Below are 25,370 nucleotides of genomic sequence, written 5' to 3'. Positions count from 1 at the left end.
GGGGAACCATCCGTGGAGGCCCGAGGTTCGTGACAACGACGACGACGCTGGAGGACGACATGCTGACCACCGACTACCCCGCCCGCTCGGTCGCGGCGTTCGGTCCGCTCGTCCCGGCGTCCGTCCCCGCCGCAGCCTCCGCCACGGTCGCCGCCGCCTAGCTCCGGCACCGTCCTGCCGGCGGGATGCCGGCCGTTTCCCGCGGGGCTCCATCGTCCCCGCAGCTTCGCGCGCGGAATCACGCGCGCCGCTCTCGCGTTTCCACCGACGAGGTCCGCATCGACGCGACCCGTCGTGCTTCCCGGAAGGAACCGGCGTGACCGCCACCCACCACCACTCCCACCCTCCGCACGCGCAGCGCACCGGAACGGTGCGCGCCCTCCTGCGCCTGCGCGAATACGTCGGGCCGGCGATGCCCGCGATCGTCGCGAGCATGGCCGCGTACCTCGTCGCACAGCTCATCGCGCTCGCGATCCCGCAGGTGCTCGAGCAGGTCGTCGACGGCCCGCTCGCCGACGGCGATCGCGCGGCGGTCGTGCCGCTCTCGCTGCTCGTGCTCGCGCTCGGCGTGGGCGAGGCGGCGATGTTCGCGCTGCGCCGCTGGCTCGTGCTGACCCCGACGACACGGGTCGAGGCGCGCATGCGCGACGCGCTCTACGGCAAGCTCCAGGACCTGCCGGTGAGCTTCCACGACCGCTGGCCGAGCGGCCAGTTGCTCTCGCGCGCCGTGAGCGACCTCTCGCTCATCCGTCGCTGGCTCGCATTCGGGCTCGTGCTGCTGGTCGGCAACCTCCTGGTCCTCATCGTCGGCGCCATCGTGCTCATCTCGATGAGCTGGGTGCTCGGCCTGGTCTTCCTCGCCTGCTCGGTGCCGCTCTGGATCGTCGGCTACCGCTTCGAGGGCCGCTACTCAGAGGTGTCCAGGCGGAGCCAGGACCAGTCGGGCGACCTCGCCACCGCGGTCGAGGAGTCGGTGCACGGCATCCGGGTGCTGAAGGCCTTCGGCCGCGGCAAGCACGCCCTGAGCTCGTTCCGGGCGCAGGCCGAGCAGCTGCGCTCGACCGAGATGGAGAAGGCGCGCCTCGACGCGAGCATCTGGATCTGGATCCTCATCGTGCCCGCCGTCGCGCTCGCGGCCTGCCTCGTGCTCGGCGTGTGGCTCGCCGCGCAGGGGCAGCTCACGGTGGGTGAGCTCGTCGCCTTCTTCGCCACCGCGGCGGTGCTCGCGTGGCCGATCGAGTCGATCGGCTTCCTGCTCGCGTTCTCGCTCGACGCGCGCACGGCCACCGACCGCTTCTTCGACATCATGGACAGCGAGAACACGGTCACCGACCCGGATGCGCCGCGGTCGGTCGAGCGGCCGCGTGGCGAGCTCGCCTTCAACGACGTGCACTTCCGCTACCAGGACTCGCCGGACCGCTTCGGCGACCTGCTCGACGGCATCGACCTCGTGCTGGAGCCCGGTGAGACGATGGCGCTCGTCGGCCTCACCGGCTCGGGCAAGACCACGATGACCGCGCTCGCGACGCGCCTCTACGACGTGACGTCGGGTTCGGTGACGCTCGACGGCGTCGACGTGCGCGCGCTCACACGCGAGGAGCTCCGTCGGCACATCGCGATGGCGTTCGAGGATGCCACGCTGTTCTCGGCGTCGGTGCGCGAGAACGTGCTGCTGGGTCGCCCCGAGCTGACCGGCGATGCGGCGGCCGACCCGGCGGTCGCGACCGAGGCCGAACGCGTGCTCGACGAGGCGCTGCGCATCGCGCAGGCGGGATTCGCCTACGGGCTCCCCGACGGCGTCGACACGAAGGTCGGCGAGGAGGGCATGAGCCTCTCCGGCGGCCAGCGGCAGCGACTCGCGCTCGCGCGCGCGGTCGCGGCGAAGCCCGCGGTGCTGGTGCTCGACGATCCGCTGTCGGCGCTCGACGTGGCGACCGAGGCGAAGGTCGAGGCCGAGCTGCGCACCGTGCTCGCCTCGACCACCGCGTTGATCGTCGCGCACCGGCCCTCGACGGTGATGCTCGCCGACCGCGTCGCCCTGCTCGAGGACGGGCGGATCACGGCCGTCGGCACTCACTCCGAACTGCTGCACGAGTCCGACCACTACCGCTTCGTGATCTCGAGCCTGGAGGTCGACGAGCGACGCGCACAGGCCGAGGCATCCGACCGCATCGACGACGATGAGGGGCTCGCCATTCGATCACCGGAGGACATCGCACGAGAGGAGGCGACCCGATGAGCACCGTGAACGGGGTGCAGGGCGAGGAACGCCACGAGTACACCAAGGCGGAGTCGCGCCAGCTCCGCGGGCGCAGCCTGCGCCTGCTCGGGTCGCTGCTGCACCCGGTGCGCGCCCAGCTGTGGCTCACGATGGCGATCGTCGTGGTCTCGACGGGCGCCCAGGTCGCCGGTCCCGCCCTCATCGCGTACGGCATTGACCAGGGCCTTCCGGCGCTGATGCGACAGGACTGGATGCCCGTCGGGCTCGCCGGCCTCGCGTACCTCGCGACCGGCGCCGTCGGCGCGTTCCTGATCGCGTGGTACATCCGCCTGGCCGCGCGCATCAGCCAGGCCGTGCTCATCGACCTGCGCACGCGCGTGTTCCTGCACACCCAGAAGCTCTCGCTCGAGTTCCACGAGTCGTACACGTCGGGCCGGATCATCTCGCGGCAGACGAGCGACCTCGACGCGATCCGGGAGCTGCTCGACGAGGGCATCAACCAGCTCGTGCGCGGCGTGCTCTACATGGTGTTCACCGCCATCGCGCTCGTGTGGCTCGACTGGATCTCGGGGCTCGTGCTCGTCGCGACCCTGGTTCCGCTCGCGTTGCTCACGCGGTGGTTCCAGGTGCGTTCGCAGAAGCTCTTCCGCCGTTCGCGCGTTGCGAGCGCGAAGCTCATCGTGCAGTTCGTCGAGACCATGACCGGCATCCGCGCGGTGCAGGCGTTCCGGAAGGAGGCCCGCAACGAGCGCGAGTTCCGCGACCTGACCGAGGAGTACCGCGACGTGAACGCGCGGGTGCTCGGCCTGTTCGCGGTCTACAACCCGTCGCTCGCGCTCATCGGCAACGTCGCGGTCGCGGTCGTGCTGCTGATCGGCGGCTTCCGGGTGGTCGACGGCGTGCTCGAGGTGGGCGTGCTGCTCGCGGCGGTGCTCTACACCAAGCGCTTCTTCGACCCGATGGAGGAGCTCGCGATGTTCTACAACTCCTACCAGTCGGCCGCGTCCGCGCTCGAGAAGATCTCGGGCGTGCTCGAGGAGCAGCCGAGCGTGCCCGACCCGACCGACCCGATCGACCTGTGGGCCGCCGACGGTCGAGTGCGCTTCGAGGGCGTCGAGTTCGCGTACACGCGCGACCGCGTCGTGCTGCCGAGGTTCGACCTCGACATCCCGGCGGGGCAGACCGTCGCGCTCGTCGGCTCGACCGGCGCCGGCAAGTCGACGCTCGCGAAGCTCATCGCGCGCTTCTACGACCCGAGCGACGGCGTCGTCGAGCTCGACGGGGTCGACCTGCGCCGCATGCACCCGAAGGACCTGCGCCGCGCGATCGTCATGGTCACGCAGGAGGCGTACCTCTTCTCGGGGTCGGTCGCCGACAACATCGCGCTCGGCAAGCCCGACGCGACGCCCGACGAGATCGTCGCCGCGGCGAAGGCGGTCGGCGCGCACGAGTTCATCGAGGGCCTGCCGAACGGGTACGACACCGACGTGAACAAGCGCGGCGGGCGGGTCTCGGCGGGTCAGCGGCAGTTGATCTCGTTCGCGCGCGCGTTCCTCGCCGACCCCGCGGTGCTGATCCTCGACGAGGCGACGAGCTCGCTCGACATCCCGAGCGAGCGGATGGTGCAGGAGGGCCTGCAGACCCTGCTGGCCGACCGCACCGCGGTGATCATCGCGCACCGACTCTCGACGGTCGCGATCGCCGATCGCGTGCTCGTCATGGAGCACGGCCGCATCGTCGAGGACGGCGCGCCCGCCGACCTCATCGGCGGCACGGGCCGGTTCGCGGCGCTGCACGCGGCCTGGCGCGACTCCCTCGTGTAGGCGAGGGCGGGCGGATGGCGCGGGCGCGCGCCCGCGCCGTCCGGCCCGCTCACCGATTCAGGACGACGGAGGCGGCTCAGGACGATTCGCCGATTCGCGTCCTGACGGGCGTCCGTCGTCCTGAGATCGGTGGGCGTCAGGCGTGGGGGAGGACCACCACCGGGGTCGGCGCGATGCCGTTGAACCCGGTCGCGGTCGCCCACGTGTACGCGCCCATCATCGGCGAGACGAGGAGGTCGCCGTCGGCGAGCGGCGGCAGCGGCAGCCGGCGCGCGACCACGTCGACACTGTCGCAGGTCGGTCCGGCGAGCGTCACGGGCACGCGCGTGCGCGTGAGGATGCGCCGGGTCGCGCGCTCGGCCGCGTCGTCGCCGACGGGCTGCACGCCGAGCTCGGCCGCGGCGAAGACGAGCGCGTGCACGTCCTCGGCGGGGATGTTCGAGTACGCCCCGTACAGGCCCTCGTCGAGGTAGTGCCAGCGCCCGTCGGCGCGGTCGTTCGTGCCGATCACGCGCGTCACCAGTGTCATCGCGGGGGCCGCGACGAAGCGGCCGGGCTCGACGACGACCCGCACGTGCGAGGGCACGGCGGCGAGGGCCGAGCGGATGCCGCCGGCCAGCGTCGCGAGCGACGGCACGGGTTCGTCGTACGCGACCGGGAACCCGCCGCCGGCGTCGAGCACCTCGAAGCGGATGCCGTGACGCGCCTCGAGCGTGCGCATGAGCTGCAGCGTCGTCGCGATCGCGCGACGCCACGGCTCGGCCGACGTGGTCTGGCTGCCGACGTGGAACGTGAACCCGCGCACCCGCAGTCGCGACGCGAGGCAGCGCTCGACGAGCGCGGGCGCGTCCTCGGGGGCCACGCCGAACTTCGACGACAGGTCGGACTTCGCGCCGGGGTTCGGGAACGAGAGCCGCACGAGCACGCCGAGGTCGTCCGTGGGCAGCCCCGCGAACTTGCCGACCTCCGAGGGGCTGTCGACGACGAAGGTGCGGATGCCGCGCAGGTAGGCGCCCGTGATGTCGGCGACCGTCTTCACGGGGTGGGTGTGCAGGCATCCGCCGGCCGGCACGCCCTGGCGTTCGAGCAGGTCGAGCTCGCCGCGCGAGGCGACCTCGAACGATGCGCCGAACGCGTGCACGGCGGCGATGACGGCCGGGTGCGGCAGCGACTTGGTCGCGAAGTGGATGCCGACGCCGGGCAGTTCGCGGCGCAGCTCGAGCAGCTGGGTCGTGACCCGGTCGGTGTCGAGCAGGAACAGCGGCGAGCCGTGGTCGCGGACGAGGTCGCCGAGGCGGATGCGCTGCGCGTACGCGGCGAGCTCGCGGCGGACGAGCTCGCGGTGCGGCGGGCGCTCGGCCGGCGGCGCCGCCTCGGTCGGCGGGCGGCGGCGCTGCGTTCGCCGCGGCCGGGCGACCAGGGCGTCGACGACCGCGATGCGCGGGTCGGTGCGGGTGATGAGGCTCATCGGAGTGCCCCTTCCAGGCGGGTCGCGGCCGGCGTCGCGTCGGTGCGGTCGTGCGCGGGTTCGGTGCGCCGGCGGCGGGCGGATGTCGCATCCGCGTGCCCGTCGGGCAGGATGACGCGCCGACCGAGCTCGAACGAGGCGATCGCGACGGCGTAGAAGACGGCGTCGGCGGCGAGCTTGCCCACGAGCCATCCGGTCGGGTTCGGGCCGAGCCAGGCGGCCGCGGCGACGAGCAGCGCCGGCCGCACGAGGAACGTGTCGAGCACCTCGGCCGGGCCGAACTCGGCGAGCATGCCACGCAGCGTCAGCGCCGTCGCGAGCGCCGCGCGCCGGGTGCGACCGCCCACGCGGGCGACGCGCCGGGACGTCAGGTGCCCCCGGATGCTGCGGACGACCACGAGCGCGTAGTAACCGATGCCCTCCGCGATCGTGCCGGCCACCGCGGCGACGACGATCGAACCGGTCGCCTCGTACGCCGCCCAGGATCCGGCCACCGCCGCGAGCGTGCCGAGCACCTCGAGCGGCAGGTAGCGCGCGATCCATTGCGCGACGCGTCCGCGATCCGTTCCCGACATGTCCGCGAGCCTGTCAGCGGGCCTCTCCGGCGGGATCCGGAGAGGCCCGCCGACCGGCTCGGGGCACGCCCTGAACCCGCGGAGGTCTCGATACGCGCCTTCGGTGCTACTCGACCACCACGATGCGTGAGGGCCGGGCCTACGCGAGCGGGGCGCGCTCCACCCGGTCCGGGATGTCGGGCAGCCCGCGAACGCCCTCGGGCATCCACCAGAGCACGTTCGCCCACGCCAGGATGAACGCGGCCGCGGCGATCACGTCGGCGAGCAGGTCGGCGATGCCGACCGTGAAGAAGTCGGTCGCGATCCAGTGCGCGAGGGCCCCGGCCGCGACGGCGACCACGGTCACGGTGATCCAGTTCACGCCGCCGGTCGCGCCGATCTGCGCCGGCGTCCGCCCGATGCGCAGCCACCCCACGGTGAGCGTGATCGTGACCGCGGCGGCGCCGACGCCGAGCACGAGGAGGTTCCAGCGCTCGTCGGGCGCGAGCCACGGCGGAAGGTCGCCCAGGAGGTCCCAGGCCAGCTGCATGAGCGGCAGGATACCGCCGAGCAGCCCGAACACGACGACCATCGCGATCGTCCGGCGGTCGCGGCCGGGGATCGGCGCGCGCCGCGCCGACGAGGCGAGTCGCTGCGCGATCGCGCCGAGCACGGCGGTGACCCCGAGGCACAGCACGATGAGCAGGAAGTTGCTCTGCAGCAGCGCGATCGCGAGCGGCACGACGCTCGCGCTCGCGACGCCGGCCATGACGTATGCGCGCTTCCGGGCGGTCACGCGCGCGGTCTCCGCGACGGTGCCGAGGTCGCCGCCGATCGCCTCCGCGACGCGGTGCCAGTGGCGTTGCGTCGACACGACGGCGAACCAGATCGCGGCGATCGCGGCGGCGCCCACCATGCTCGCGCCCACGATCCACCCCGGTTCGGGCCACTCGACGGGCTCCCAGGTCAGCGGCCACGCGACCGCGGCGACGAACCCGGCGACGAGGGCGAGCCGGGGCGGGTCGAACGCGGCGGGGAGTGCGACGAGCACGGGCCGGAGGAACGCCAGCACGGTCTGGGCGACGATCCGCGCCGCCCAGCCCACCGGCTGCACGACGACCCGGTCGAGCAGTCGCACGGTGCGCGAGGCGATCGCGAACCGGTACGCGGGATCGAGGTTCAGGATCGTGTCGGTCCCGGCGCGCAGGCGCTCGCGGCGGGAGAGGCGAGGCGGGGCGGCCGCGGCCGGCTCGCCGGGCGCGGGCGCAGGCGCCGCAGGCGGCGCCGGCGCGGGCACGCGCTCGAGCGGCGACAGCCCCTCCTTCGCGAACTCGGGCTCGTCGGACTCCTCGAGCACCGCGTCCTGCAGCACGCGCACCGCGACATCCGTCTTCACTGCTTCGGGCTCCAGCGAGCTGAAGAAGCGCGCGATGCCCGCCGCGCCGTCGAGCCGGCCCCACCACCAGTCGTTCACGCGCCACTCGCTCGCGAGGAAGCCGAGGAAGTTCCCGAACCCGTAGCCGGCGAGCTTGGACTGCCGGTCGAGGGCGACCTGCTCCGAGGCCCGGCGGATCTCGGCCGCCGCCTGCGCGGGCGTGAGGCCCGGCGTGCGCAGCACGCGGCCGAGGATCACGTACCAGCGATCCCTCGCGAGGGTCCGGAAGCTGCCGGGGTCGTCGGGCACCTCGTCGACGCCGATCGGCCAGTACCGCACGTGCGAGAGCGCGGCGGGAATGCCGGCGGCGTGGTAGAGCGGCGGGAGGTCGGCGGCGGCGAGCGCCGTGGTCGCGCCGAGCGGACGCCACGCAGACCCGGTCCACGACGGCGGGAGGTCGCGGCGTCCGGCGGCGGCCTCCTGCTCGATGCGCGCCGTCAGCAGGCGGAGCCGCGCGACGGCCGTGTCGAGCTCGCTCCACAGCTCGGGCGCCTTGATGCGGGCGGATGCGGCGAGCCACGTCGTCACCCACGCGTCGAAGTCGGCCGCGGTGGGCGCGCCGTCGCGGGTCGCGGCCTTGTCGGTGAGTTCGAGCACGCGCGCGGTGAGCTCGTCGCGCCAGCGGATCGCCTGGCTGAGCGCGCCGTACGCGGCCTTCCGCACCTCGGGCAGCGCGAGCCCTCGGCGCGAGCCCGGCTCGGCGGGCAGGGCCTCGAGCGCGCGCGCCCAGCCGAGCACGCAGTTCGCCGCGTCGGCGAGCGCGAGCGGCGACCGGGACACGGCTGCCGTCTCGGCGACGTTCATCGAGGCGAAGCGCGCCGTGCACGTCTCGCCGAGCCCGGCGAGCCGGATCCTGGGGATGGGGCGGTAGCGCCGGCGCTGCGGCAGCGATGAGCTCAGCTGCCACAGGCTCGGCGCCGACGCGGTCGAGGCGAGGTGCTCGGCGAGGTCGACGCCGAGCGCTCGGACGTACGCACGGCGGCGCTCCTGGATCGCGTCGTGGGTCCACGATGCCGCGGCGACGAGCGGCGCCGCGCTGTCGAGGCGCGCGGCGGCGACGAGCCGCTCGGCGTTGAAGCGCTCGAGCTCGGCGACCTCGCGGGCCACCGATTCGCGACGGAACTGGCGCGAGAGCATCGCGCCGATCGCGCGGAAGAACCGCGACGCGTTCGCGTCCCAGGGGGTGGCGCCGCCCAGGGGCGGGTCGGGTTCGGGATCGAGGAAGAGCATCACGCGGTCGGCGCGGCGGTCGGAGACGCGCGAGCGCGCCGAGCGCAGGGCGCGCTCGATGGGCACGTTGTCGAACACGGCCCCGTCGACGATGCGGTAGGGCGTTCCCGGCTCCGGGCGGTGCGCGGCGAACGCGAAGCGCATGCCGCGCGATTCGGCGTCCTCTGGTTCGCCGGCGGCGCCGCCGGTCGAGTCGATGTTCGCGGGCTCGAAGCCCCCGGGCAGCGACGACGTCGAGCGGGCGGCGAGGGCGAGCCGCGACAGGCTCGCGAGGTCGTCGCTCCGGCCGGTCTCGTCGATCCCATCGTGCCGGCTCGGGATGCGGTTGTCGAGCAGGTGCTCGTCGCTGCCGACGAAGCGGAAGTGGCCGCGACCCTCGTTCGCGTCCTCCTCGAACTCGTCGCCGGCGTCGATCACGGTCGCCGAGAGGTCGACGCCCGTGTACGAGGCGACGAGGTCGGGGTGCCGATCGGTCGTCTCGTAGATCTCCTCGAGCGCCTCGTAGGTGCGCGCGCGGAAGTAGTCCTCGCCCTGCATGAGCGCCAGGATGCGCCGCGACCCCGGCGGGTGCAGGAGACCCCAGAACCCGCCCACGCGTCCCCACGTGCGGAGGAGCCCGTCGAGGCCTGTGCCGGCGCGCTGGGCGACCGCGTAGACCACCGCGTTGAGCCCGCCCGCGCTCGCGCCGGCGAGCAGGTCGAACTCGACCCGGTCGTAGCCGGCGGCGTCGAGCATCTCGGCGTACGCGCGCAGCCTCGTGAGGACGGGCGGCGCGAGGGGCCGGCCGGCCGTCTCGGGCACGAGCGCGAGCGTCTCGGCACCGGTGTCGTAGAGGCGGATGCGGCGCAGGAGGTCGAGCTCGGCGACGGCGCCGCCGATCCACACCGCCAGGCTCACGCCGCCGCGCATGGCCAGGGCGACCCGCAGGGTCCGGTTGAACGAGGGCGTGGCGCCCGGATGTCGCGCCGCGACCTCGTCGACGCGTTCGTCGGGCCGCACGACCACCACGCGCACCGGACGGTCCGACGTGGTCGTCCGCTCGGCGGCGGGCGCGGCGGGCGCGGCGGGCGCGGCGGGCGCGGCGGGCTGGACCGCGTGCGCGGCGACGGATGGGGCGGGCGCGACGTTCCGGTCCATGGCGCTCCTCGGGGATCGGCGCGCGCGGCGCCTCGACGGGCCGCGCGGATGGGCAGTGCCGCGCGGTCGGGGCAGGGCGCACGCGGATGAACCCAGCGTGGCAGACGAGGCGGAGGACTGCATCCGGGTTGTCCCCAGAACTGGGACCGCGCGGGGCGTCCGACGACCGCGATAGCCTCGCGATAGGCGGCGCATGGACGTCGGGGGCTCACGCACGCCTTCGAACGGAGGTGCCATGGAACAGGTCGAGGGTGAGCGACCCCTCAAGGTCGCGATCGCCGACGATGCCCTGCTGCTGCGCGAGGGCATCGCGAAGGTGCTCGAGGGCGGGGGCATCGAGGTCGTGGCGTCCGTCGGCACCGCCGACGAGCTGCTCGCGGCGCTCGACGAGTACGACCTCGACGCGGCGGTCCTCGACATCCGCATGCCCCCGACGCACCGCGACGAGGGCATCGTCGCCCTCGAGCGCATCCGCGAGCGCGGCGACGACCTCGGCGTGCTGCTGCTGTCGATGTACGCGACGCCCGAGTACGCGCTGCGCGTCATGGGCGCCGGCAGTGGCACCGGCTACCTGCTGAAGGAGCGGGTCTCCGAGCCGCAGACGCTCGTGCGCGCGGTGCAGACGGTCGCCTCCGGTGGCTCGGTCGTCGACCCCGAGGTCGTCGAACAGCTCGTGCAGCGCACGCGCGCCGACGACCCGCTCGCGCGCCTCACCGAGCGCGAGCGGTCGGTGCTCGAGCTCATGGCGCAGGGCTACTCCAACGGCGGCATCGCGCAGGCCCTCTTCCTGGGCCTGAAGACCGTGGAGACCCACGTCCGCAGCATCCTGCAGAAACTCGATCTCGAGGAGTCTCCGGAGCACCACCGCCGCGTGCTCGCGGTGCTGACGCTCCTCGGCCAGAGGTGATGCCACTGTGATGGCCCCGGGTCGCCGCGGCCGGATCGCACGCCGGACCGCGATCATCGCCACCGTCGTCGCGGTGAGCCTCGCGATGGCGATCTCGGGGTTCATCGCCACGCCGGTCGCCGACCGGCCCGAGGTGTCGTATTCGACGCTGCACGCGATGGTGCCGCTCGTGTTCGCGGCGTGCGCCGGCGTCGCGTGGGCGATCGGGCCGAACGCGGTGCCTGCGCGGCTGATGATCCTCTTCGTCGTGCTGTGGATCCCCCAGACGTTCTACCAGGCCATCGAGCAGTTCGGATGGCTCTGGCCGATCCTGCGCGGCATCGACCTCGCGTGGGCGGTCGTCGCGGGCATCCTGGTGCTGGTCTACCCGCGCGGATGGCTCGGCGACCGGTTCGACCGCGTGATCGCGACCACGGCGCTCGTGGCGACCCTCGTGAACTTCCTCGCGGTCCTCCTGCTGGCCGGGCCCGACGCGGTGCCGTGCGAGTGCGTCGCGAACCCGTACCGGGTGGCGGACGCGCCCATGCTGTTCGGCCTGGTCGACATCGGCTACCGGATCGTGGGGGGCGCGCTCGCGCTCGTGATCGCCGGGCGCCTGCTCGTGCGCTGGATGCGCGGAAGCGTGCCCGCCCGCGCGGTGGCGTTCCTCATGCCGATCGCCCTCTTGGCCTGGGCGTCCATGATCGCCGTCCAGGCGGCCAACTACGTGCTCTCCGCACAGCGCGACATGGCGCTCGACACGGTCGGCCTGGTCGCGATGGCCTCCGTGCCCGTCTGCTTCGTCGCCGGCGTCGCGCACGCGCGGAACATGCGCGCCCGCGTCGCCGACCTCATGCGGATCACGCGCGAGGGCGCCGACCGCGGACTCTGGGCCGAATCCCTCGCCCGCACGCTCCGCGACGACACCGTCCGGGTCTACTGGTGGGACGAGGAGCGCGGCCGGTACGTGGATGCCGCGGGCCGGCCCATCGACTCGAACGAGGCCAGCCGCGGGCACAGCATCCTCCCGGTCGCGTCGCCGACCGGGCTGCCGATCGCCCTCATCCGGCACGACCGCGTGCTCACCGACAACATGCGGTTGCTCGACGGCGTCTCGAGCGCACTGCGGCTGTCGGTCGACAACGGACGACTGCGGTCCGAGGTCGAGCGCACGCTCGAGCACGTGCGCCAGTCGCGCCAGCGCATCGTCGAGGCGGGCGACGAGGCCCGGCGCCGCATCGAGCGCGACCTGCACGACGGCGCCCAGCAGCAGCTGGTCTCGCTCGGCATGCGGCTCCGGCTCGCCGCGAACGACGCGCGCGCCTCCGGGCAGCCGGTGCTGGCCGAGGAGCTCGAGTCGTGCATCGCGACGCTGAACGTGGGCCTGAAGGAACTGCGCGAGCTCGCGCACGGCATCCACCCGAGCCTGCTCTCGCAGGGCGGCCTCGCGCTCGCCGTGCCCGAACTCGCCGGGCGCTGCTCGGTGCCCGTCGAGGTCGACGTGCAGGCCGAGGGTCGGCTTCCGGAGCTGCTCGAGTCGACGGCGTACTTCGTCGTGGCCGAGTCGCTCGCCAACGTCGCGAAGCACTCGCAGGCGACCCGCGCCTGGGTGCGCGCCCGGGTCGAGGGCGACGAGCTCGTGCTGACCGTGCGCGACAACGGCGTCGGCGGAGCGTCGCTCGAGGCCGGGACCGGCATGCTCGGCATCGCCGACCGCGTCGACGCCGTGGGCGGCTCGATCGCGCTCGACAGCCCGCGCGGCGCGGGCACCACCGTGACCGTGCGGATGCCGGTGACGCACGAGGAGCTCGCGGCGGCGGAGGCCGGCCCGGCCGCCGCGGCCTCCAGCGGGGCGGACCGCGGTCCGGGCCGTCCGATCGCGACGTCGGGACTGCTCGTCGCCGCCGAGCCGGGCGATCCCGCGCCCGATGGACCCAGCGAGGCGGGCGTGGCGTCGGGCGGCATCGGCACGCCGGCCGACGTGTGAGGGCTCAGCCCCGCCAGCGACAGGCGGCGAGGTCGATGCGGTAGCCGTCGGCGTCGTCGACCGGCCGGATCGGCACGCCCTCGGCGTCGTAGTGCTCGCGCGCGGCCGCCGCGTGCCCGGCCGGGGGGCGGCCGCCCGCGCGGACGACCCGCCACCACGGCACCGCGTACCCGTAGCGCGCCATGACCTGTCCGACGGCGCGGGCGGCACGTGAACCGAGCGCGGCCGCGACGTCGCCGTAGGTCATGACGTGGCCCGGCGGGATGTCGCCGACCACGTCGAGCACGGCGTCGACGAATCCGGCGGCGTGCTGCGCCATCCGTCGCCCCTCGACCGCCTCTGGCGAGCGGTCGCTCAGCTCTTCAGCTCGAGCGCGCCGATGACGTCGCCGTACTGGGTCTCGCCGATGTCGCGGAAGCCGATGCGGTGGAAGAACTCGCCGGGGCCCTCGTCGCCGGGCTCCCAGAGCACCGTGATGCGGTCGAAGCCGCGGCGCTTGGCCTCTTCGGCGAGGGCGTGCGCGAGGAAGCGGCCGACGCCCTTGCCCTGCACCTCGGCGTCGACGTTGATGCGCCAGATGCAGGCGCGGAACTCCTCGTGCTCGTTCTCGGGGTCGAAGTTGCCGTGGATGAACCCGACGACGCGCTCGCCGTTGAGGGCGACGCGCTGCCACGCCGTGGCGGGGTTCACGACCGCGGTCTCGGCGGCGTAGGTGACGGGAGCGATGAACTGCTCCTGCCCGGGCTTGAGCGACAGGTTGTTCGCGGCCACGACGTTCGTCGCGTTCAGTTCTTCGAGTCGCAGATCAGCCATGCATCGCAGCCTAACCGTTCGGCCGATGCGCCGGATAGGCCCCGAATGTCTCGATGTCGAGATATCCGGCCGACGGGGTAAGCTGGCAGGCGGCGTGTCGGACCCACCCCGAGACTTCCTCGCTTCCCACGCAATCCCACGAGATCCCAAGGAGACCGCCCCTTGTCGAAGATCAAGGTCGAAGGTACCGTCGTCGAGCTCGACGGCGACGAGATGACCCGCATCATCTGGCAGGCCATCAAGGACCAGCTCATCCACCCGTACCTCGACGTGAACCTCGAGTACTACGACCTCTCGATCCAGAAGCGCGACGAGACCGACGACCAGATCACGGTCGACGCCGCCAACGCGATCAAGAAGCACGGCGTCGGCGTCAAGTGCGCGACGATCACGCCCGACGAGGCGCGCGTCGAGGAGTTCGGCCTCAAGAAGATGTGGCGTTCGCCGAACGGCACCATCCGCAACATCCTCGGCGGCGTGATCTTCCGCGAGCCGATCATCATCTCGAACATCCCGCGCCTCGTGCCCGGCTGGAACAAGCCGATCATCGTCGGCCGCCACGCGTTCGGCGACCAGTACCGCGCCACCGACTTCAAGTTCGAGGGCCCCGGCACGCTCACGATGACCTTCACCCCGCAGGACGGCTCCGAGCCGCAGCAGTTCGAGGTCTTCCAGGCCCCGGGGTCGGGCGTCGCGATGGGCATGTACAACCTCGACGACTCGATCCGCGACTTCGCGCGCGCGTCGCTGAACTACGGCCTCGCCCGCAGCTACCCGGTCTACCTCTCGACGAAGAACACGATCCTGAAGGCCTACGACGGCCGCTTCAAGGACATCTTCCAGGAGGTCTTCGACACCGAGTTCAAGGCGAAGTTCGACGAGGCCGGCCTCACCTACGAGCACCGCCTCATCGACGACATGGTCGCCGCGTCGCTCAAGTGGGAGGGCGGCTACGTCTGGGCGTGCAAGAACTACGACGGCGACGTCCAGTCCGACACCGTCGCGCAGGGCTTCGGCTCGCTCGGCCTCATGACCTCGGTGCTCACCACGCCCGACGGCAGCATCGTCGAGGCCGAGGCGGCGCACGGCACGGTCACGCGCCACTACCGCCAGCACCAGCAGGGCAAGCCGACCTCGACCAACCCGATCGCCTCGATCTTCGCCTGGACGCGCGGCCTCGCGCACCGCGGCAAGCTCGACGGCAACCAGGAGCTCATCGACTTCGCGCACACGCTCGAAGACGTGATCATCGAGACCGTCGAGTCCGGTGCGATGACCAAGGACCTCGCGCTCCTCGTCGGACCCGACCAGGCGTACCAGACGACCGAGGAGTTCCTCGACACGATCGACGCGAACCTCAAGGCGCGCCTGACCGCGTAGCCGACGCGTCCCGTTCGACGGGCCGGATGCCGCGTGCATCCGGCCCGTCGGCGTTCTCGACCACCCCGTGCGTTCTCGGGGAGGATGGAGCACATGGCCCGCGGCATCCGTCTCATCAGGCGCTATCCGGTCGTCGCGCTCACGCTCGCGATCGGGCTCGTCGGCGTCGCGCTCGCGCTCGCGGGGCAGGGCTGGCTGGTCGCGTGGATCTTCAGCGTCTACGCGCTGGGCATCGCGGCGTGGCAGGCCGTGGGCATGGTGCGCGACATCCTGCGTGGGCACTGGGGGCTCGACATCCTCGCCGTCACGGCCATCGTCGCGACGGTCTGGGTGGGGGAGTACGTCGCGGCGCTCATCGTCGTGCTCATGCTCACCGGCGGGGAGGCTCTCGAGGACTACGCCGGCCGGCGCGCGAAGCGCGAACTCGACGCGCTGCTCACCCGCGCGCCGCAGCGCGCGCACCGTGTGCTCGACGACCACTTCGAGGACGTCCCGGTCGACGAGGTCGAGCCTGGCGACGTGCTGCTCGTGCGGCCGAGCGAGATCGTGCCGGTCGACGGCGCGCTCCGCTCGGCCGAGACCTCGGTCGACGAGTCGTCGATCACCGGCGAGAGCGTGCCCGTCGAGAAGCACGCGGGCGACGAGCTGCTGAGCGGGTCGGTCAACGGTCCCGTCGCGGTCGAGATGACCGCGACCGCGCGAGCCGCCGACAGCCAGTACCAGCAGATCGTCGCGCTCGTCAGCGAGGCCGCCGCCAGCAAGGCGCCGGTCGTCCGGCTCGCCGACCGGTACGCCGTGCCGTTCACGGTGTTCTCGCTGCTGCTCGCGGGCGTCGCCTGGTGGGTGTCGGGCGACCCCGTCCGGTTCGCCGAGGTGCTCGTGCTCGCGACGCCGTGCCCGCTGCTCATCGCGGCGCCCGTCGCGTTCATCGGCGGCATGAGCCGTGCCGCGCGCAACGGCATCATCGTCAAGGGCGGGGGAGTGCTCGAGCAGCTCGCCCGCGCGAAGATGGCGGTGTTCGACAAGACCGGCACGCTCACGCACGGCGAGCCCGAACTGGTGGCGATCCGGCCCGAGCCGGGGTTCTCCGCCGACGAGCTCCTCCGGCTCGTGGCCTCCGCCGAGCAGTACTCCTCGCACGTGCTCGCCGCCTCGATGATGGATGCCGCGACCTCGCGGGGCATCCGCCTCGCCGAGGCCGAGGCCGCGCGCGAGGACGCGACCAACGGCGTGGCGGCCCGCATCGGCGGCCGCGAGGTCGTGGTGGGCAAGTTCGCGTTCGTGCAGGAGCACGCGCCCGACGCGCACCGGACGGAGATCGCGCCGGGCGAGCTGGCGGTGTACGTCGCCGTCGACGGACGCTACGCCGGGGCGTTCCTCGCCCGCGACCGCCTGCGCGGCAACGCGCGCGGGACCCTCGAGCGGCTCGACGCACTCGGCGTGCACCACACCATGATGCTCACGGGCGACGCGCAGGCGACCGCCGACCACATCGCGGCGGAGCTCGGGCTCGAGCGCGTGCGCGCCGAGTGCCTGCCCGCCGACAAGGTGCACGAGGTCGCCGCGATCGCCGAGCGGCCGGTCGTCATGGTCGGCGACGGCGTCAACGACGCGCCCGTGCTCGCCGCGGCCGACGTCGGTATCGCGATGGGGGCGCGGGGAGCGACGGCGGCGAGCGAGTCGGCCGACGCCGTGATCCTCGTCGACGACATCTCGCGCACCGCGAAGGCCGTCGAGATCGGCCGCGACACCGTGCGCATCGCGCTGCAGAGCATCTGGCTCGGCATCATCGTCAGCGTCGGGCTGATGCTCGTGGCCGCGTTCGGGTTCATCCCCGCGACGGCCGGGGCGCTCCTGCAGGAGCTCGTGGACCTCGCCGCGATCCTCGCGGCGCTGCGCGCGATCGGCAGCCGGCGGGATGCCGCGACGGCGACGCCCGTGCGGACGCGCACCGCGGCATCCGCTCGCTGACCCGCCCGCCCTCCGGTTCGAACCGCGCCCGCGCTGGGGCGCCTGCGCTCGCGCCCGCCTGCGCCCGCGCCCGCGCCCGTGCCGCGCGCGCCCGTGCCGCGCGCGCAGTGCCGCGCCTGCCCCGTTCATCGAGAAGTCGCGCATGGTGGGTGGGGTGAGCAATGTGCCGCCTCTCGACGCGGGACCGGAGGTGGAGGGAGAGGGGCCCGGGATTGCGTCGGGTCGGGAAGGATGCGGCGCTTCGCCGAGAAGTCGTGGATGGCGGGTCGGACCGACCATGTGCGACTTCTCGACTCGGGACCGGAGGTGGAGGGAGAGGGACCCGCGTCGCGTCGGGTCGGAAGGGCATGGGCCGCTTCGCCGAGAAGTCGCGGATAGCGGGTCGGACCGACCATGTGCGACTTCTCGGTGTTGGGCGGGGGTGGAGGGGGAGGGGGCCGAGTCGGGGAGGGGGCCGAGTCGGGGGCGAGTCGCGGCGAGCGGGACGACCCGTGCGCGACCCTGGTCACGAATGTGTAACGGGCGCTTGCGCGGAGTTTGTTCGTAAGGTTTACTAACAAACGTGACCGCAACGGATGCATCGCGAACCCAGGCCCCGGCGCCCGCCTCGAACGGCAACGTGCCGCTGTTCGCCGACCGGGTCCTCCGCGCCTCCGGCAAGGTCCTCCCCGAGCACGCGCGCAGCCACAACCGCTCGCTCGTGCTGCAGACCCTCTACACCGAGGGTGCGCAGAGCCGGGCGGATGTCGCCCGCGAGACCGGCCTCACGCGCGTCACCGTCTCCGACCTCGTCGCCGAGCTGATCGGCGAGGGCCTCGTCGTCGAGCTCGGCCAGCGCGAGGACGCCCGGCCGGGCAAGCCCGCGACCCTCATCGACGTGGACCGCACCGGGTTCCACATCGTCGCGCTCGACCTGTCCGAGCACACGCGGTTCCGCGGCGCGGTGCTCGACCTCGACGGCGGCATCGTCGCCCGCGCCGAGGTCGCGCTCGACGGCGCGACCGGCGAGCGCGCGGTCGAGCTCGTGCTCGAGCTGCTCGACGGACTGCTCGCCCTCACGACTGCGCGCGTGATCGGCGTCGGCGTCGGCTCGCCCGGTGTGGTCGAGCCGAACGGCGTCGTGCACTCCGCGCCGAACCTCGGCTGGACCGACCTGCCGCTGCAGGAGCGCCTCGCCGCCGCCTTCCACCTGCCCGTGCACGTCGCCAACGATGCGAACGTCGCGGTGCTCGCCGAGCACGCGAGCGCCCCCGGCGACCTGATCCTCGTCAAGGTCGGCCACGGCGTCGGCGCCGGGCTCATCGTCGGCGGCCGCCCCGTGCTCGGCGCCGGCTCGGCCGCGGGCGAGATCGGCCACGTCGTGGTCGGCACCGACGGCGGTCCGCGCTGCGCGTGCGGCAAGCACGGTTGCCTCGAGGCGTGGCTGGCCGTGCCGCGCCTGACCGCCGAGCTCGAACGACTCGGTACGACGGATGCCGCGGCATCCGCTCGCGAAGAGACCCTGCGGGAAGCGGGCCGGCGCCTCGGCATCGTGCTCGCCCCCGTCGTCGGTGCGCTGAACCTCTCCGAGGTCGTCCTCAGCGGGCCGACGGAACTGCTTGACGGTCCGCTCATCGAGGCGACCGTCGAGACGCTCCGGAACCGGACCATGGCGGAACACCACCGTGATCTGAGGCTCCGGATGACCGCGCACGGGCAGGACATCGTCCTGCGCGGCGCGGCCGTCATGGTCCTGTCCGGACAACTCGGGGTCTCGTAGAGCCCCACCCCGCACCAAGGGTGGCGGCACCCCGCTCCCACCCCCGCCCTACGAAAGGAAACCACGCAATGAGGAAACTCGGCATCGTGGCGCTCGGCGCCGCTGCAGCGCTGACCCTCGCCGGGTGCGCCACCTCCGGAGGCGACGCCGCCTCCGAGGAGGGCGCCGAGATCCGCGTCTGGCTCGTCGGCACCGACACCCCCGACGCGGCGCGCGAGTACCTGATCGACACGTTCGAGGAGGAGCACCCCGGCTCCACGCTGGTCATCGAGGAGCAGTCGTGGGACGGCCTGGTGGACCGCCTCACCACGAGCCTGTCGGGTTCCGACAGCCCCGACATCGTCGAGGTCGGCAACACCCAGGCGTCGGCGTTCACGTCGGCGGGCGCGTTCCTCGACCTGACCGAGCACTACGACGAACTCGGCGGCGACGACCTGCTGCCCGGCTTCGTCGAGGCGGGCTCGTACGACGGCAAGTTCTACGCGGCCCCGCTGTACTCGGGCGCGCGCCTCGTGTTCTACAAGAAGGACGCCCTCGCCGCCGCGGGCCTCGAAGCGCCGACCACGCTCGACCAGTACATCGAGCAGGGCATCGGGCTCGCCGAGGCGAACCCCGGCAAGTCCGGCATCTGGTGGCCCGGCCAGGACTGGTACAACGCCCTCCCCTACGTCTGGGAGAACGGCGGCGAGGTCGCCGTGCCCGACGGCGACGAGTGGGACGCGCAGCTCTCCAGCGACGAGTCCATCGCCGGACTCGAGCAGGTGCAGCAGGTCATGACCGAGGCCTCCCTCGCACCGAAGGACGGCAACGAGACCAACCCGCAGGTCGGCTTCTGCGACGGCACCACGCTGCAGCTGTCGGCCCCGAGCTGGGTCAAGTGGTCGATCCTCGCACCGGCCGACGCCGAGACCCCGGGCTGCCCCGACCAGGAGGCCAACCTCGGCGTCTACGCCCTCCCGGGCAAGGACGGCGGCGCGGCGCAGGTCTTCGCCGGCGGCTCCAACATCGGCATCTCGGCCAACTCGCAGAACCCCGAGCTCGCGCTCGACGCGCTGGGCATCATCCTCTCCGACGAGTTCCAGACGATCTACGGCGAGAACGGCCTCGTGCCGGCCAAGCTGTCGCTCGCCGACACGCTCGGCACCGACGAGGTCGCCCAGGCGATCGCCGCGGCCGCCGGCAATGCCAAGCTCACGCCGGCCTCGCCGAAGTGGGCCGACGTCGAGGCCGCAGGCATCCTGCAGGACCTCTTCGTCAAGATCGCGCAGGGCGGCGACGTGGCCGCGCTCGCCGCGGAGGCCGACGCGCAGATCGAGGACATCCTCAACGGCTGATCGGTTCCATCGGGGGTGCGGCCGCGGGCAGAATGGCGGTGCGGCCGCACCCCTCCTCATGCCAGACGCAGGAGATCCAAACATGACCACCACCGACACCGGCCTCTCACCGGCCGTGAGCTCGGTCGAGGGCGAGCGGCTCACCGCGCCCGACCCCGGGTCGTCGCACCCGCGCCGCGGTCGCCGCGGCCGCCCCTCCGGCGGGTTCACCCCGTACGCCCTGCTCGTCCCGGCCTCGATCGTGCTCGCCGCGATCGTCGGCTGGCCCCTCATCCAGCTGCTCGTCACCTCGATGCAGGAGTTCGGCCGGGCCCAGGTCTTCGGCGCTCCGCCGACCTGGGTGTGGTTCGAGAACTACGTCGACGTCCTCACCGATGTCTCCTTCTACGAGGTGCTCGGACGCAGCCTCGTGTTCGCCGCCGCGTGCGTGGTGATCACGATGGTGCTGGGCACGCTCCTCGCGCTGCTGCTGCAGCGCCTGCCCAAGGGCTTCCGCCTGCTCCTGTCGATCGGCCTGCTGCTGGCCTGGGCGATGCCGCCCCTGTCGGCCACGATCGTGTGGGGCTGGATGTTCGACACCGACTACGGCGTCATCAACCACGTGCTCGTGAACACGTTCGGGCTCGAGCAGTTCACCCAGCACTCCTGGCTCATCGACCCGCTCAGCTTCTTCCTCGTCGCAGGCGTCGTGATCGTCTGGGGCGCCGTGCCCTTCGTCGCGTTCGCGCTCTACGCGGGCCTCACCCAGGTGCCCGACGAGGTGCTCGAGGCCTCGCAACTGGATGGCGCGGGGGGCTTCCAGCGCTTCCGCCTCATCGTCTTCCCGTACCTCAAGCCGATCTTCCTCATCACGACGATCCTGCAGATCATCTGGGACCTCAAGGTGTTCACGCAGATCTTCGCCCTGCAGGACATCGGCGGCATCCGTGAGCTGACCAACACGCTCGGCGTGTACATCTACCAGGTCTCCATCGCGGGCGGCGACTTCGGCACCGGCGGCGCGATCGCCGTGATCACGGCGCTGATCCTCATGTCCGTCTCGCTCTACTACATCCGCCAGGTCGTCAAGGAGGAGGAACTGTGACCGCTGCGATCGCCCCCGGCCGGCAGGCCGCCGGTGCCGGCGGTGCCGCCGACCGCGCCCGCGCCCCGCGCTCCGGACGCCGGCGCACGCGCCTCGCGACGATCGGCTACAGCGCCCTCTCGGTCGTGCTGTTCGCCCTGTTCGTCTTCCCGGTCTACTGGATGGTGAACACCTCGTTCCAGCCGAACAACGAGATCCGCGGCTCCGAGATCCACTTCTGGCCCGACAACTTCACGCTCCGAAACTACGAGACGGTGCTGTTCGATCCGGGCCGCACGCCGTTCCTGCCCGCGGCGGCGAACTCGCTCATCGTGACGCTCACCACGGTCGCGGTCGCGCTGGTCTTCGCGTTCCTCGCGGCGCTCGCCGTGACGCGGTTCCGCTTCAAGAGCCGCCGCGTGTTCATCATCGCGATCCTCGTGATCCAGATGATTCCGGGCGAGGCGATGATGGTCTCGATCTTCCGCGTCATCGACGGATGGCACCTGCTCAACACCCTCATCGGCCTGACCATCGTGTACGTGGCGACCGTGCTGCCGTTCACGATCTGGACGCTGCGCGGGTTCGTCAACGGCGTGCCCGCCGACCTCGAGGAGGCGGCCATGATCGACGGATGCTCCCGAGCCGGCGCGTTCTGGCGGGTCACGTTCCCGCTGCTCGCGCCCGGCCTCGTCGCCACCGGCGTGTTCGGGTTCATCCAGGCGTGGAACGAGTTCGTCATGGCGCTCGTGCTCAACGCCCGACCCGAGATGATGACGCTGCCGGTCTGGCTGCGCACGTTCCTCGTCGCCAACGGCACGACGAACTGGGCGGCGATCATGGCAGGCTCGACCCTGATGGCCATCCCCGTGATCGTGTTCTTCCTGTTCGTGCAGGGCCGCATGACGAGCGGCCTCGTGAGCGGAGCCGTCAAGGGATGAGCGCCGCGATCCGGGGCGGAGCGGGCGAGGGCCTGCGCCGCGACATCCTCACGACCCTGCTCCCCGGCTTCGCCGGGCCGGTCGCGCCCGACTGGCTGCTCGGGCTGCTCGCCGAGGGCCTCGGCGGGGTGTGCGTCTTCGGCACCAACGTCGAGTCGCCCGCCCAGCTCGCCGGCCTCACGCGGCGCCTCCGCGAGGCGAACCCCGAGGCGGTCGTCGCGATCGACGAGGAGGGCGGCGACGTCACCCGCCTCTTCTTCGACCGCGGTGCGCCGTACCCCGGCAACGCCGTGCTCGGCCGGATCGACGACGTCGAGCTCACCCGGGCCGTTGGCCGCGCGGTGGGCGAGGCGCTGGCCGCCGTCGGCTGCACGATGACGTTCGCGCCCGACGCCGACATCAACTCGAACCCGCTCAACCCGGTGATCGGCGTGCGCAGCTTCGGCGCGACGCCCGAGCCGGTCGGCCGTCACACGGCCGCGTGGGTCGAGGGCGTGCAGTCGGCCGGCATCGACGCGAGCGCAAAGCACTTCCCGGGCCACGGCGACACCGCGACCGACTCGCACCTCGCGCTGCCGGTGGTCGACCTGCCCCTCGAGCGGCTCCGCGAGCGCGAGCTCGCGCCGTTCCGCGCGGCGATCGCGGTCGGCACGCGCTCGATCATGACCTCCCACATCCTGCTCCCGCAGCTCGACGCGGAGCATCCCGCCACCCTGTCTCCCCGCATCCTGCAGGGCCTGCTCCGCGGGGAGCTGGGCTTCGAGGGCGTCATCGTCTCCGACGCGCTCGACATGGCCGGGGCGAGCGGCGCGCACGGCATCCCCGAGGCGGCCGTGCGCGCGCTCGCCGCCGGCTGCGACCTGCTTTGCATCGGCACCGACAACACGGCGCCGCAGATGGAGGAGATCGTCGCGGCGATCGGTGCCGCGATCGAGGCCGGCCGGCTTCCGGCCGAGCGGGTCGCGGATGCCGCGGCGCGCGTGCGCGCGCTCGCGACGGGCCGCACGGGGTCGGTCGCGCCATCCGCCGCCGAGTCGTCCGCCGACGACGCCGTGCCGGTCGCGCTGCCCGCCGACCTCGCGGAGCGGATCACCGCGTCGTTCCACGTCGCCGACGGCGCGCTCGCGCGCCTGGCCGGCGCGGACCGCATCGGAACCGTGGTGCGCGTCGACACGGTCGCGAACATCGCGGTCGGCGGCGTGCCCTGGGGGCCGTTCGCGCTGGTGGCCGAACCCGATCCGGCCCGTCCGGCACCGACCTGGCTGACGGATGCCGCGATCGTCGCGCTCGACGCCTCGACCCCGCTCGCCGAGCCGACCGGGCTCGCGGGCCCGGTGCTCGTCGTCGGCAAGGACCTGCACCGCCATCCGTTCGCGGTCGACGCCGTCGCACGGCTCCGCGCCGCGCGCGCCGACGTCGTGACCGTCGACATGGGCTGGCCGAGCGACGACCTCGCGCTCGCCGACCTCGCCACGTTCGGCGCGTCGCGCGGGGTCGCCGAGGCGCTCGCCGCGCTCGTCGACCGGGCGGTGCACGCGCCGGCCTCGGCCTCGGCCTCGGCCTCGGCCTCGGCCTCGGCCCCGTCTCCGGCGGAGGCGTCGTGAGGCTCGGCATCGACATCGGCGGCACGAAGACCGCGGCCGTCGCGATCGGCGAGGACGGCGAGCTCAGCGACCAGGTGCGCATGCCGACGGGCTTCGGCGCCGAGGCGGTCGTCGACACGGCGCTGCGCACGGTCGAGCGGATGTCGCAGCTCGCCGGCGTCGACGCGCACGCGTTCCACTCGATCGGCATCGGCATACCGGGGTCGGTCGACTCCGCGACCGGGCGCGTGACGCACGCCGTGAACCTCGGCCTCGAGGGGCTCGACCTGGGCCCGCGCCTCGCCGACCGGCTCGGCGTCGACGTGCGCGTCGAGAACGACGTGAAGGCGGCCGCGCTCGGCGCACACCACCTGCTCGGCGTGGCCGACGGCATCCGTGCGCACTCGATGGCGTACCTGAACCTCGGCACGGGACTGGCTGCCGGCATCGTGCTCGAGGGCCGCCTGCTCCGGGGCGGTCGCGGCGTCGCCGGCGAGATCGGCCACATCCCGGTCGACCCGGCGGGGGAGCGGTGCGCCTGCGGACAGCGCGGCTGCCTCGAGACGATCGCGTCGGGCTCGGCGCTCGCGACGCTGTGGCCGAGCACGCACCGCTACCCGGCCGTCGACCTGTTCGACCGGGCGGATGCCGGCGACGCCGGCGCCGTCGCCGTGCGCGAGCGCTTCCTCACGGGCGTCGCGTCGGCGGTCCGGCTGCTCGCGCTCACGACCGACGTCGACGACATCGTGATCGGCGGCGGGCTCGCGGCGCTCGGCGAGCGCCTCCTGGACGGCACGCGACGCGTGCTCGCGGACTGGGCCGCCGACTCGGCGTTCCTCGCCTCGCTCGACCTTCCGCGTCGCGTACAGGTGATCCCGCGCGGCTTCCCCGCGGCGGCGGTCGGCGCCGCCCTGATCGGAGAGGACCTGGAGGTGGCGGCATGGCAGAAGTCGTGATCGTGCGGGACGAGGAGGAGGCCGGCGAACTCGTCGCCGGCGCGGTCGTCGAGCTCATCGCGGGTCGGCCCGACGCGGTGCTGGGCCTCGCGACCGGCTCGACGCCGCTCTCGACGTACCGGGCGCTCGCCCGGCGGATCGCCGCCGACCGGCTCGACGTCTCGCGCGTGCGCGGCTTCGCGCTCGATGAGTACGTCGGACTGCCGCCGGGGCATCCGGAGTCGTATCGCGCGGTGATCACGCGCGAGGTGGTCGAGCCGCTCGGGCTGACGCCCGAGCTCGTGCACGTGCCGAACGGCGCGCCCGACACCATCCGCACCGCCGCCGCCGATTACGAGGCCGCCATCGAGGCCGCCGGCGGGGTCGACCTGCAGGTCCTCGGCATCGGCCGGACGGGGCACATCGGCTTCAACGAGCCCGGCTCGTCGCTCGCGTCGCTCACGCGCGTGAAGACGCTCACCGAGCAGACCCGCGCCGACAACGCGCGGTTCTTCGACTCGCCCGACGAGGTGCCCATGCACTGCATCACGCAGGGCATCGGCACCATCCTGCGGGCGCGGCACCTGGTTCTGCTGGCGTTCGGCGAGGCCAAGGCGCGGGCGGTCGCCGATGCGGTCGAGGGCGCGGTCTCGGCGAGCCGGCCGGGCTCGGCCATCCAGCTGCACCCGCACGCGACGATCGTGGTCGACGAGGCTGCGGCATCCGCCCTCGAGCACGCCGGTTACTACCGGCACGCCTGGGCCAACAAGCCCGACTGGCAGGGCATCTGAGCGGTCGGATGTCGCGGCATCCGTCGTTCGCACCCTCGATCCTCGAGCACCAGGACGCT

At 72.9% G+C, this 25,370-nt stretch carries 19 protein-coding genes; 14 read left to right on the top strand and 5 right to left on the bottom strand.

From position 1 onward, the window contains the following. Positions 1–29 precede the first annotated feature (29 nt). The 3 genes from AC3RKB_RS00780 to AC3RKB_RS00770 all read left to right on the top strand — a co-directional run bounded on the left by AC3RKB_RS00780 (position 30) and on the right by AC3RKB_RS00770 (position 4,044). Positions 30–161 carry a hypothetical protein gene (locus AC3RKB_RS00780; RefSeq protein ID WP_491434079.1) on the top strand — a complete coding sequence of 44 codons (132 nt, stop codon included), beginning with the start codon at positions 30–32 and terminating at the stop codon, positions 159–161. 251 nt (positions 162–412) lie between these two features. Then, the gene (locus AC3RKB_RS00775; protein ID WP_491436723.1) at positions 413–2,239 is read left to right on the top strand and encodes an ABC transporter ATP-binding protein; all 1,827 of its coding nucleotides are present in this window, start codon (positions 413–415) and stop codon (positions 2,237–2,239) included. Next, a complete protein-coding gene (locus AC3RKB_RS00770) occupies positions 2,236–4,044 on the top strand; it encodes an ABC transporter ATP-binding protein (RefSeq protein WP_491434078.1) in 1,809 nt (602 codons plus the stop codon). The genes AC3RKB_RS00775 and AC3RKB_RS00770 overlap by 4 nt, the downstream gene beginning before the upstream one ends. 136 nt (positions 4,045–4,180) lie before the next feature. Here AC3RKB_RS00770 and AC3RKB_RS00765 read toward each other — a convergent pair whose 3' ends face one another. The 3 genes from AC3RKB_RS00765 to AC3RKB_RS00755 form a co-directional block, all read right to left on the bottom strand. Further along, positions 4,181–5,512, bottom strand: coding sequence for a type III PLP-dependent enzyme (locus AC3RKB_RS00765; RefSeq protein ID WP_491434077.1), 1,332 nt, complete (start codon positions 5,510–5,512; stop codon positions 4,181–4,183). Continuing rightward, complete coding sequence (locus AC3RKB_RS00760) at positions 5,509–6,087, bottom strand: hypothetical protein (RefSeq protein WP_491434076.1); 579 nt, start codon at positions 6,085–6,087, stop codon at positions 5,509–5,511. Before AC3RKB_RS00760 ends, AC3RKB_RS00765 begins: the two co-directional genes overlap by 4 nt. Before the next feature lie 139 nt (positions 6,088–6,226). Then, entirely contained in the window at positions 6,227–9,868 is a 3,642-nt protein-coding gene (locus tag AC3RKB_RS00755; protein WP_491434075.1) for a DUF3376 domain-containing protein, read from the bottom strand. A 235-nt stretch (positions 9,869–10,103) separates the two neighbouring features. Between AC3RKB_RS00755 and AC3RKB_RS00750 the strand changes: the two genes are divergently transcribed. Together AC3RKB_RS00750 and AC3RKB_RS00745 are read left to right on the top strand one after the other, a co-directional pair. Continuing rightward, complete coding sequence (locus tag AC3RKB_RS00750) at positions 10,104–10,775, top strand: response regulator transcription factor (protein WP_491434074.1); 672 nt, start codon at positions 10,104–10,106, stop codon at positions 10,773–10,775. Between the two features lie 10 nt (positions 10,776–10,785). Continuing rightward, on the top strand, positions 10,786–12,741 hold the full coding sequence (locus AC3RKB_RS00745; RefSeq protein WP_491434073.1) for a sensor histidine kinase: 1,956 nt from the start codon (positions 10,786–10,788) through the stop codon (positions 12,739–12,741). Between the two features lie 4 nt (positions 12,742–12,745). Here AC3RKB_RS00745 and AC3RKB_RS00740 read toward each other — a convergent pair whose 3' ends face one another. After that, positions 12,746–13,060: an MGMT family protein gene (locus AC3RKB_RS00740; RefSeq protein WP_491434072.1), complete on the bottom strand. Its 315-nt coding sequence runs from the start codon at positions 13,058–13,060 to the stop codon at positions 12,746–12,748. Positions 13,061–13,095: 35 nt separating this feature from the next. Beyond that, positions 13,096–13,554, bottom strand: coding sequence for a GNAT family N-acetyltransferase (locus AC3RKB_RS00735; RefSeq protein ID WP_491434071.1), 459 nt, complete (start codon positions 13,552–13,554; stop codon positions 13,096–13,098). A 162-nt stretch (positions 13,555–13,716) separates the two neighbouring features. Here AC3RKB_RS00735 and AC3RKB_RS00730 point away from each other — a divergent pair, with 162 nt between their 5' ends. From AC3RKB_RS00730 to nagB, 9 genes are all read left to right on the top strand, one after another. Continuing rightward, entirely contained in the window at positions 13,717–14,934 is a 1,218-nt protein-coding gene (locus AC3RKB_RS00730; protein WP_491434070.1) for an NADP-dependent isocitrate dehydrogenase, read from the top strand. 93 nt (positions 14,935–15,027) lie between these two features. Next, positions 15,028–16,905: a heavy metal translocating P-type ATPase gene (locus AC3RKB_RS00725; RefSeq protein WP_491434069.1), complete on the top strand. Its 1,878-nt coding sequence runs from the start codon at positions 15,028–15,030 to the stop codon at positions 16,903–16,905. Between the two features lie 562 nt (positions 16,906–17,467). After that, positions 17,468–18,664 (top strand): ROK family transcriptional regulator, encoded by a 1,197-nt coding sequence (locus AC3RKB_RS00720; protein ID WP_491434068.1) that lies wholly within the window; start codon positions 17,468–17,470, stop codon positions 18,662–18,664. A gap of 68 nt (positions 18,665–18,732) precedes the next feature. Beyond that, positions 18,733–19,998: an extracellular solute-binding protein gene (locus tag AC3RKB_RS00715; protein ID WP_491434067.1), complete on the top strand. Its 1,266-nt coding sequence runs from the start codon at positions 18,733–18,735 to the stop codon at positions 19,996–19,998. An 82-nt stretch (positions 19,999–20,080) separates the two neighbouring features. Continuing rightward, on the top strand, positions 20,081–21,082 hold the full coding sequence (locus tag AC3RKB_RS00710) for a carbohydrate ABC transporter permease (RefSeq protein WP_491434066.1): 1,002 nt from the start codon (positions 20,081–20,083) through the stop codon (positions 21,080–21,082). Continuing rightward, a complete protein-coding gene (locus AC3RKB_RS00705; RefSeq protein WP_491434065.1) occupies positions 21,079–22,002 on the top strand; it encodes a carbohydrate ABC transporter permease in 924 nt (307 codons plus the stop codon). Before AC3RKB_RS00710 ends, AC3RKB_RS00705 begins: the two co-directional genes overlap by 4 nt. Next, a complete protein-coding gene (locus AC3RKB_RS00700) occupies positions 21,999–23,606 on the top strand; it encodes a glycoside hydrolase family 3 protein (protein ID WP_491434064.1) in 1,608 nt (535 codons plus the stop codon). Before AC3RKB_RS00705 ends, AC3RKB_RS00700 begins: the two co-directional genes overlap by 4 nt. Continuing rightward, positions 23,603–24,541 carry an ROK family protein gene (locus AC3RKB_RS00695; RefSeq protein ID WP_491434063.1) on the top strand — a complete coding sequence of 313 codons (939 nt, stop codon included), beginning with the start codon at positions 23,603–23,605 and terminating at the stop codon, positions 24,539–24,541. Before AC3RKB_RS00700 ends, AC3RKB_RS00695 begins: the two co-directional genes overlap by 4 nt. Next, a complete protein-coding gene (gene nagB, locus AC3RKB_RS00690; protein WP_491434062.1) occupies positions 24,526–25,311 on the top strand; it encodes a glucosamine-6-phosphate deaminase in 786 nt (261 codons plus the stop codon). Before AC3RKB_RS00695 ends, nagB begins: the two co-directional genes overlap by 16 nt. Positions 25,312–25,370: the final 59 nt, after the last annotated feature.

It is taken from the genome of Agromyces capsici, from assembly GCF_058349965.1.
Note: the sequence above shows the minus strand (reverse complement) of the source record. Positions and strands in the feature narration are given on the sequence as shown.

Coding starts and splice junctions, on each gene's coding strand:
- AC3RKB_RS00770 (WP_491434078.1), top strand. CDS start 2,236: ATGAGCACCGTGAACGGGGTGCAGGGCGAGGAACGCCACGAGTACACC.
- AC3RKB_RS00710 (WP_491434066.1), top strand. CDS start 20,081: ATGACCACCACCGACACCGGCCTCTCACCGGCCGTGAGCTCGGTCGAG.
- AC3RKB_RS00750 (WP_491434074.1), top strand. CDS start 10,104: ATGGAACAGGTCGAGGGTGAGCGACCCCTCAAGGTCGCGATCGCCGAC.
- AC3RKB_RS00740 (WP_491434072.1), bottom strand. CDS start 13,060: ATGGCGCAGCACGCCGCCGGATTCGTCGACGCCGTGCTCGACGTGGTC.
- AC3RKB_RS00745 (WP_491434073.1), top strand. CDS start 10,786: ATGGCCCCGGGTCGCCGCGGCCGGATCGCACGCCGGACCGCGATCATC.
- nagB (WP_491434062.1), top strand. CDS start 24,526: ATGGCAGAAGTCGTGATCGTGCGGGACGAGGAGGAGGCCGGCGAACTC.
- AC3RKB_RS00735 (WP_491434071.1), bottom strand. CDS start 13,554: ATGGCTGATCTGCGACTCGAAGAACTGAACGCGACGAACGTCGTGGCC.
- AC3RKB_RS00715 (WP_491434067.1), top strand. CDS start 18,733: ATGAGGAAACTCGGCATCGTGGCGCTCGGCGCCGCTGCAGCGCTGACC.
- AC3RKB_RS00700 (WP_491434064.1), top strand. CDS start 21,999: ATGAGCGCCGCGATCCGGGGCGGAGCGGGCGAGGGCCTGCGCCGCGAC.
- AC3RKB_RS00755 (WP_491434075.1), bottom strand. CDS start 9,868: ATGGACCGGAACGTCGCGCCCGCCCCATCCGTCGCCGCGCACGCGGTC.
- AC3RKB_RS00725 (WP_491434069.1), top strand. CDS start 15,028: ATGGCCCGCGGCATCCGTCTCATCAGGCGCTATCCGGTCGTCGCGCTC.
- AC3RKB_RS00765 (WP_491434077.1), bottom strand. CDS start 5,512: ATGAGCCTCATCACCCGCACCGACCCGCGCATCGCGGTCGTCGACGCC.
- AC3RKB_RS00775 (WP_491436723.1), top strand. CDS start 413: ATGCCCGCGATCGTCGCGAGCATGGCCGCGTACCTCGTCGCACAGCTC.
- AC3RKB_RS00760 (WP_491434076.1), bottom strand. CDS start 6,087: ATGTCGGGAACGGATCGCGGACGCGTCGCGCAATGGATCGCGCGCTAC.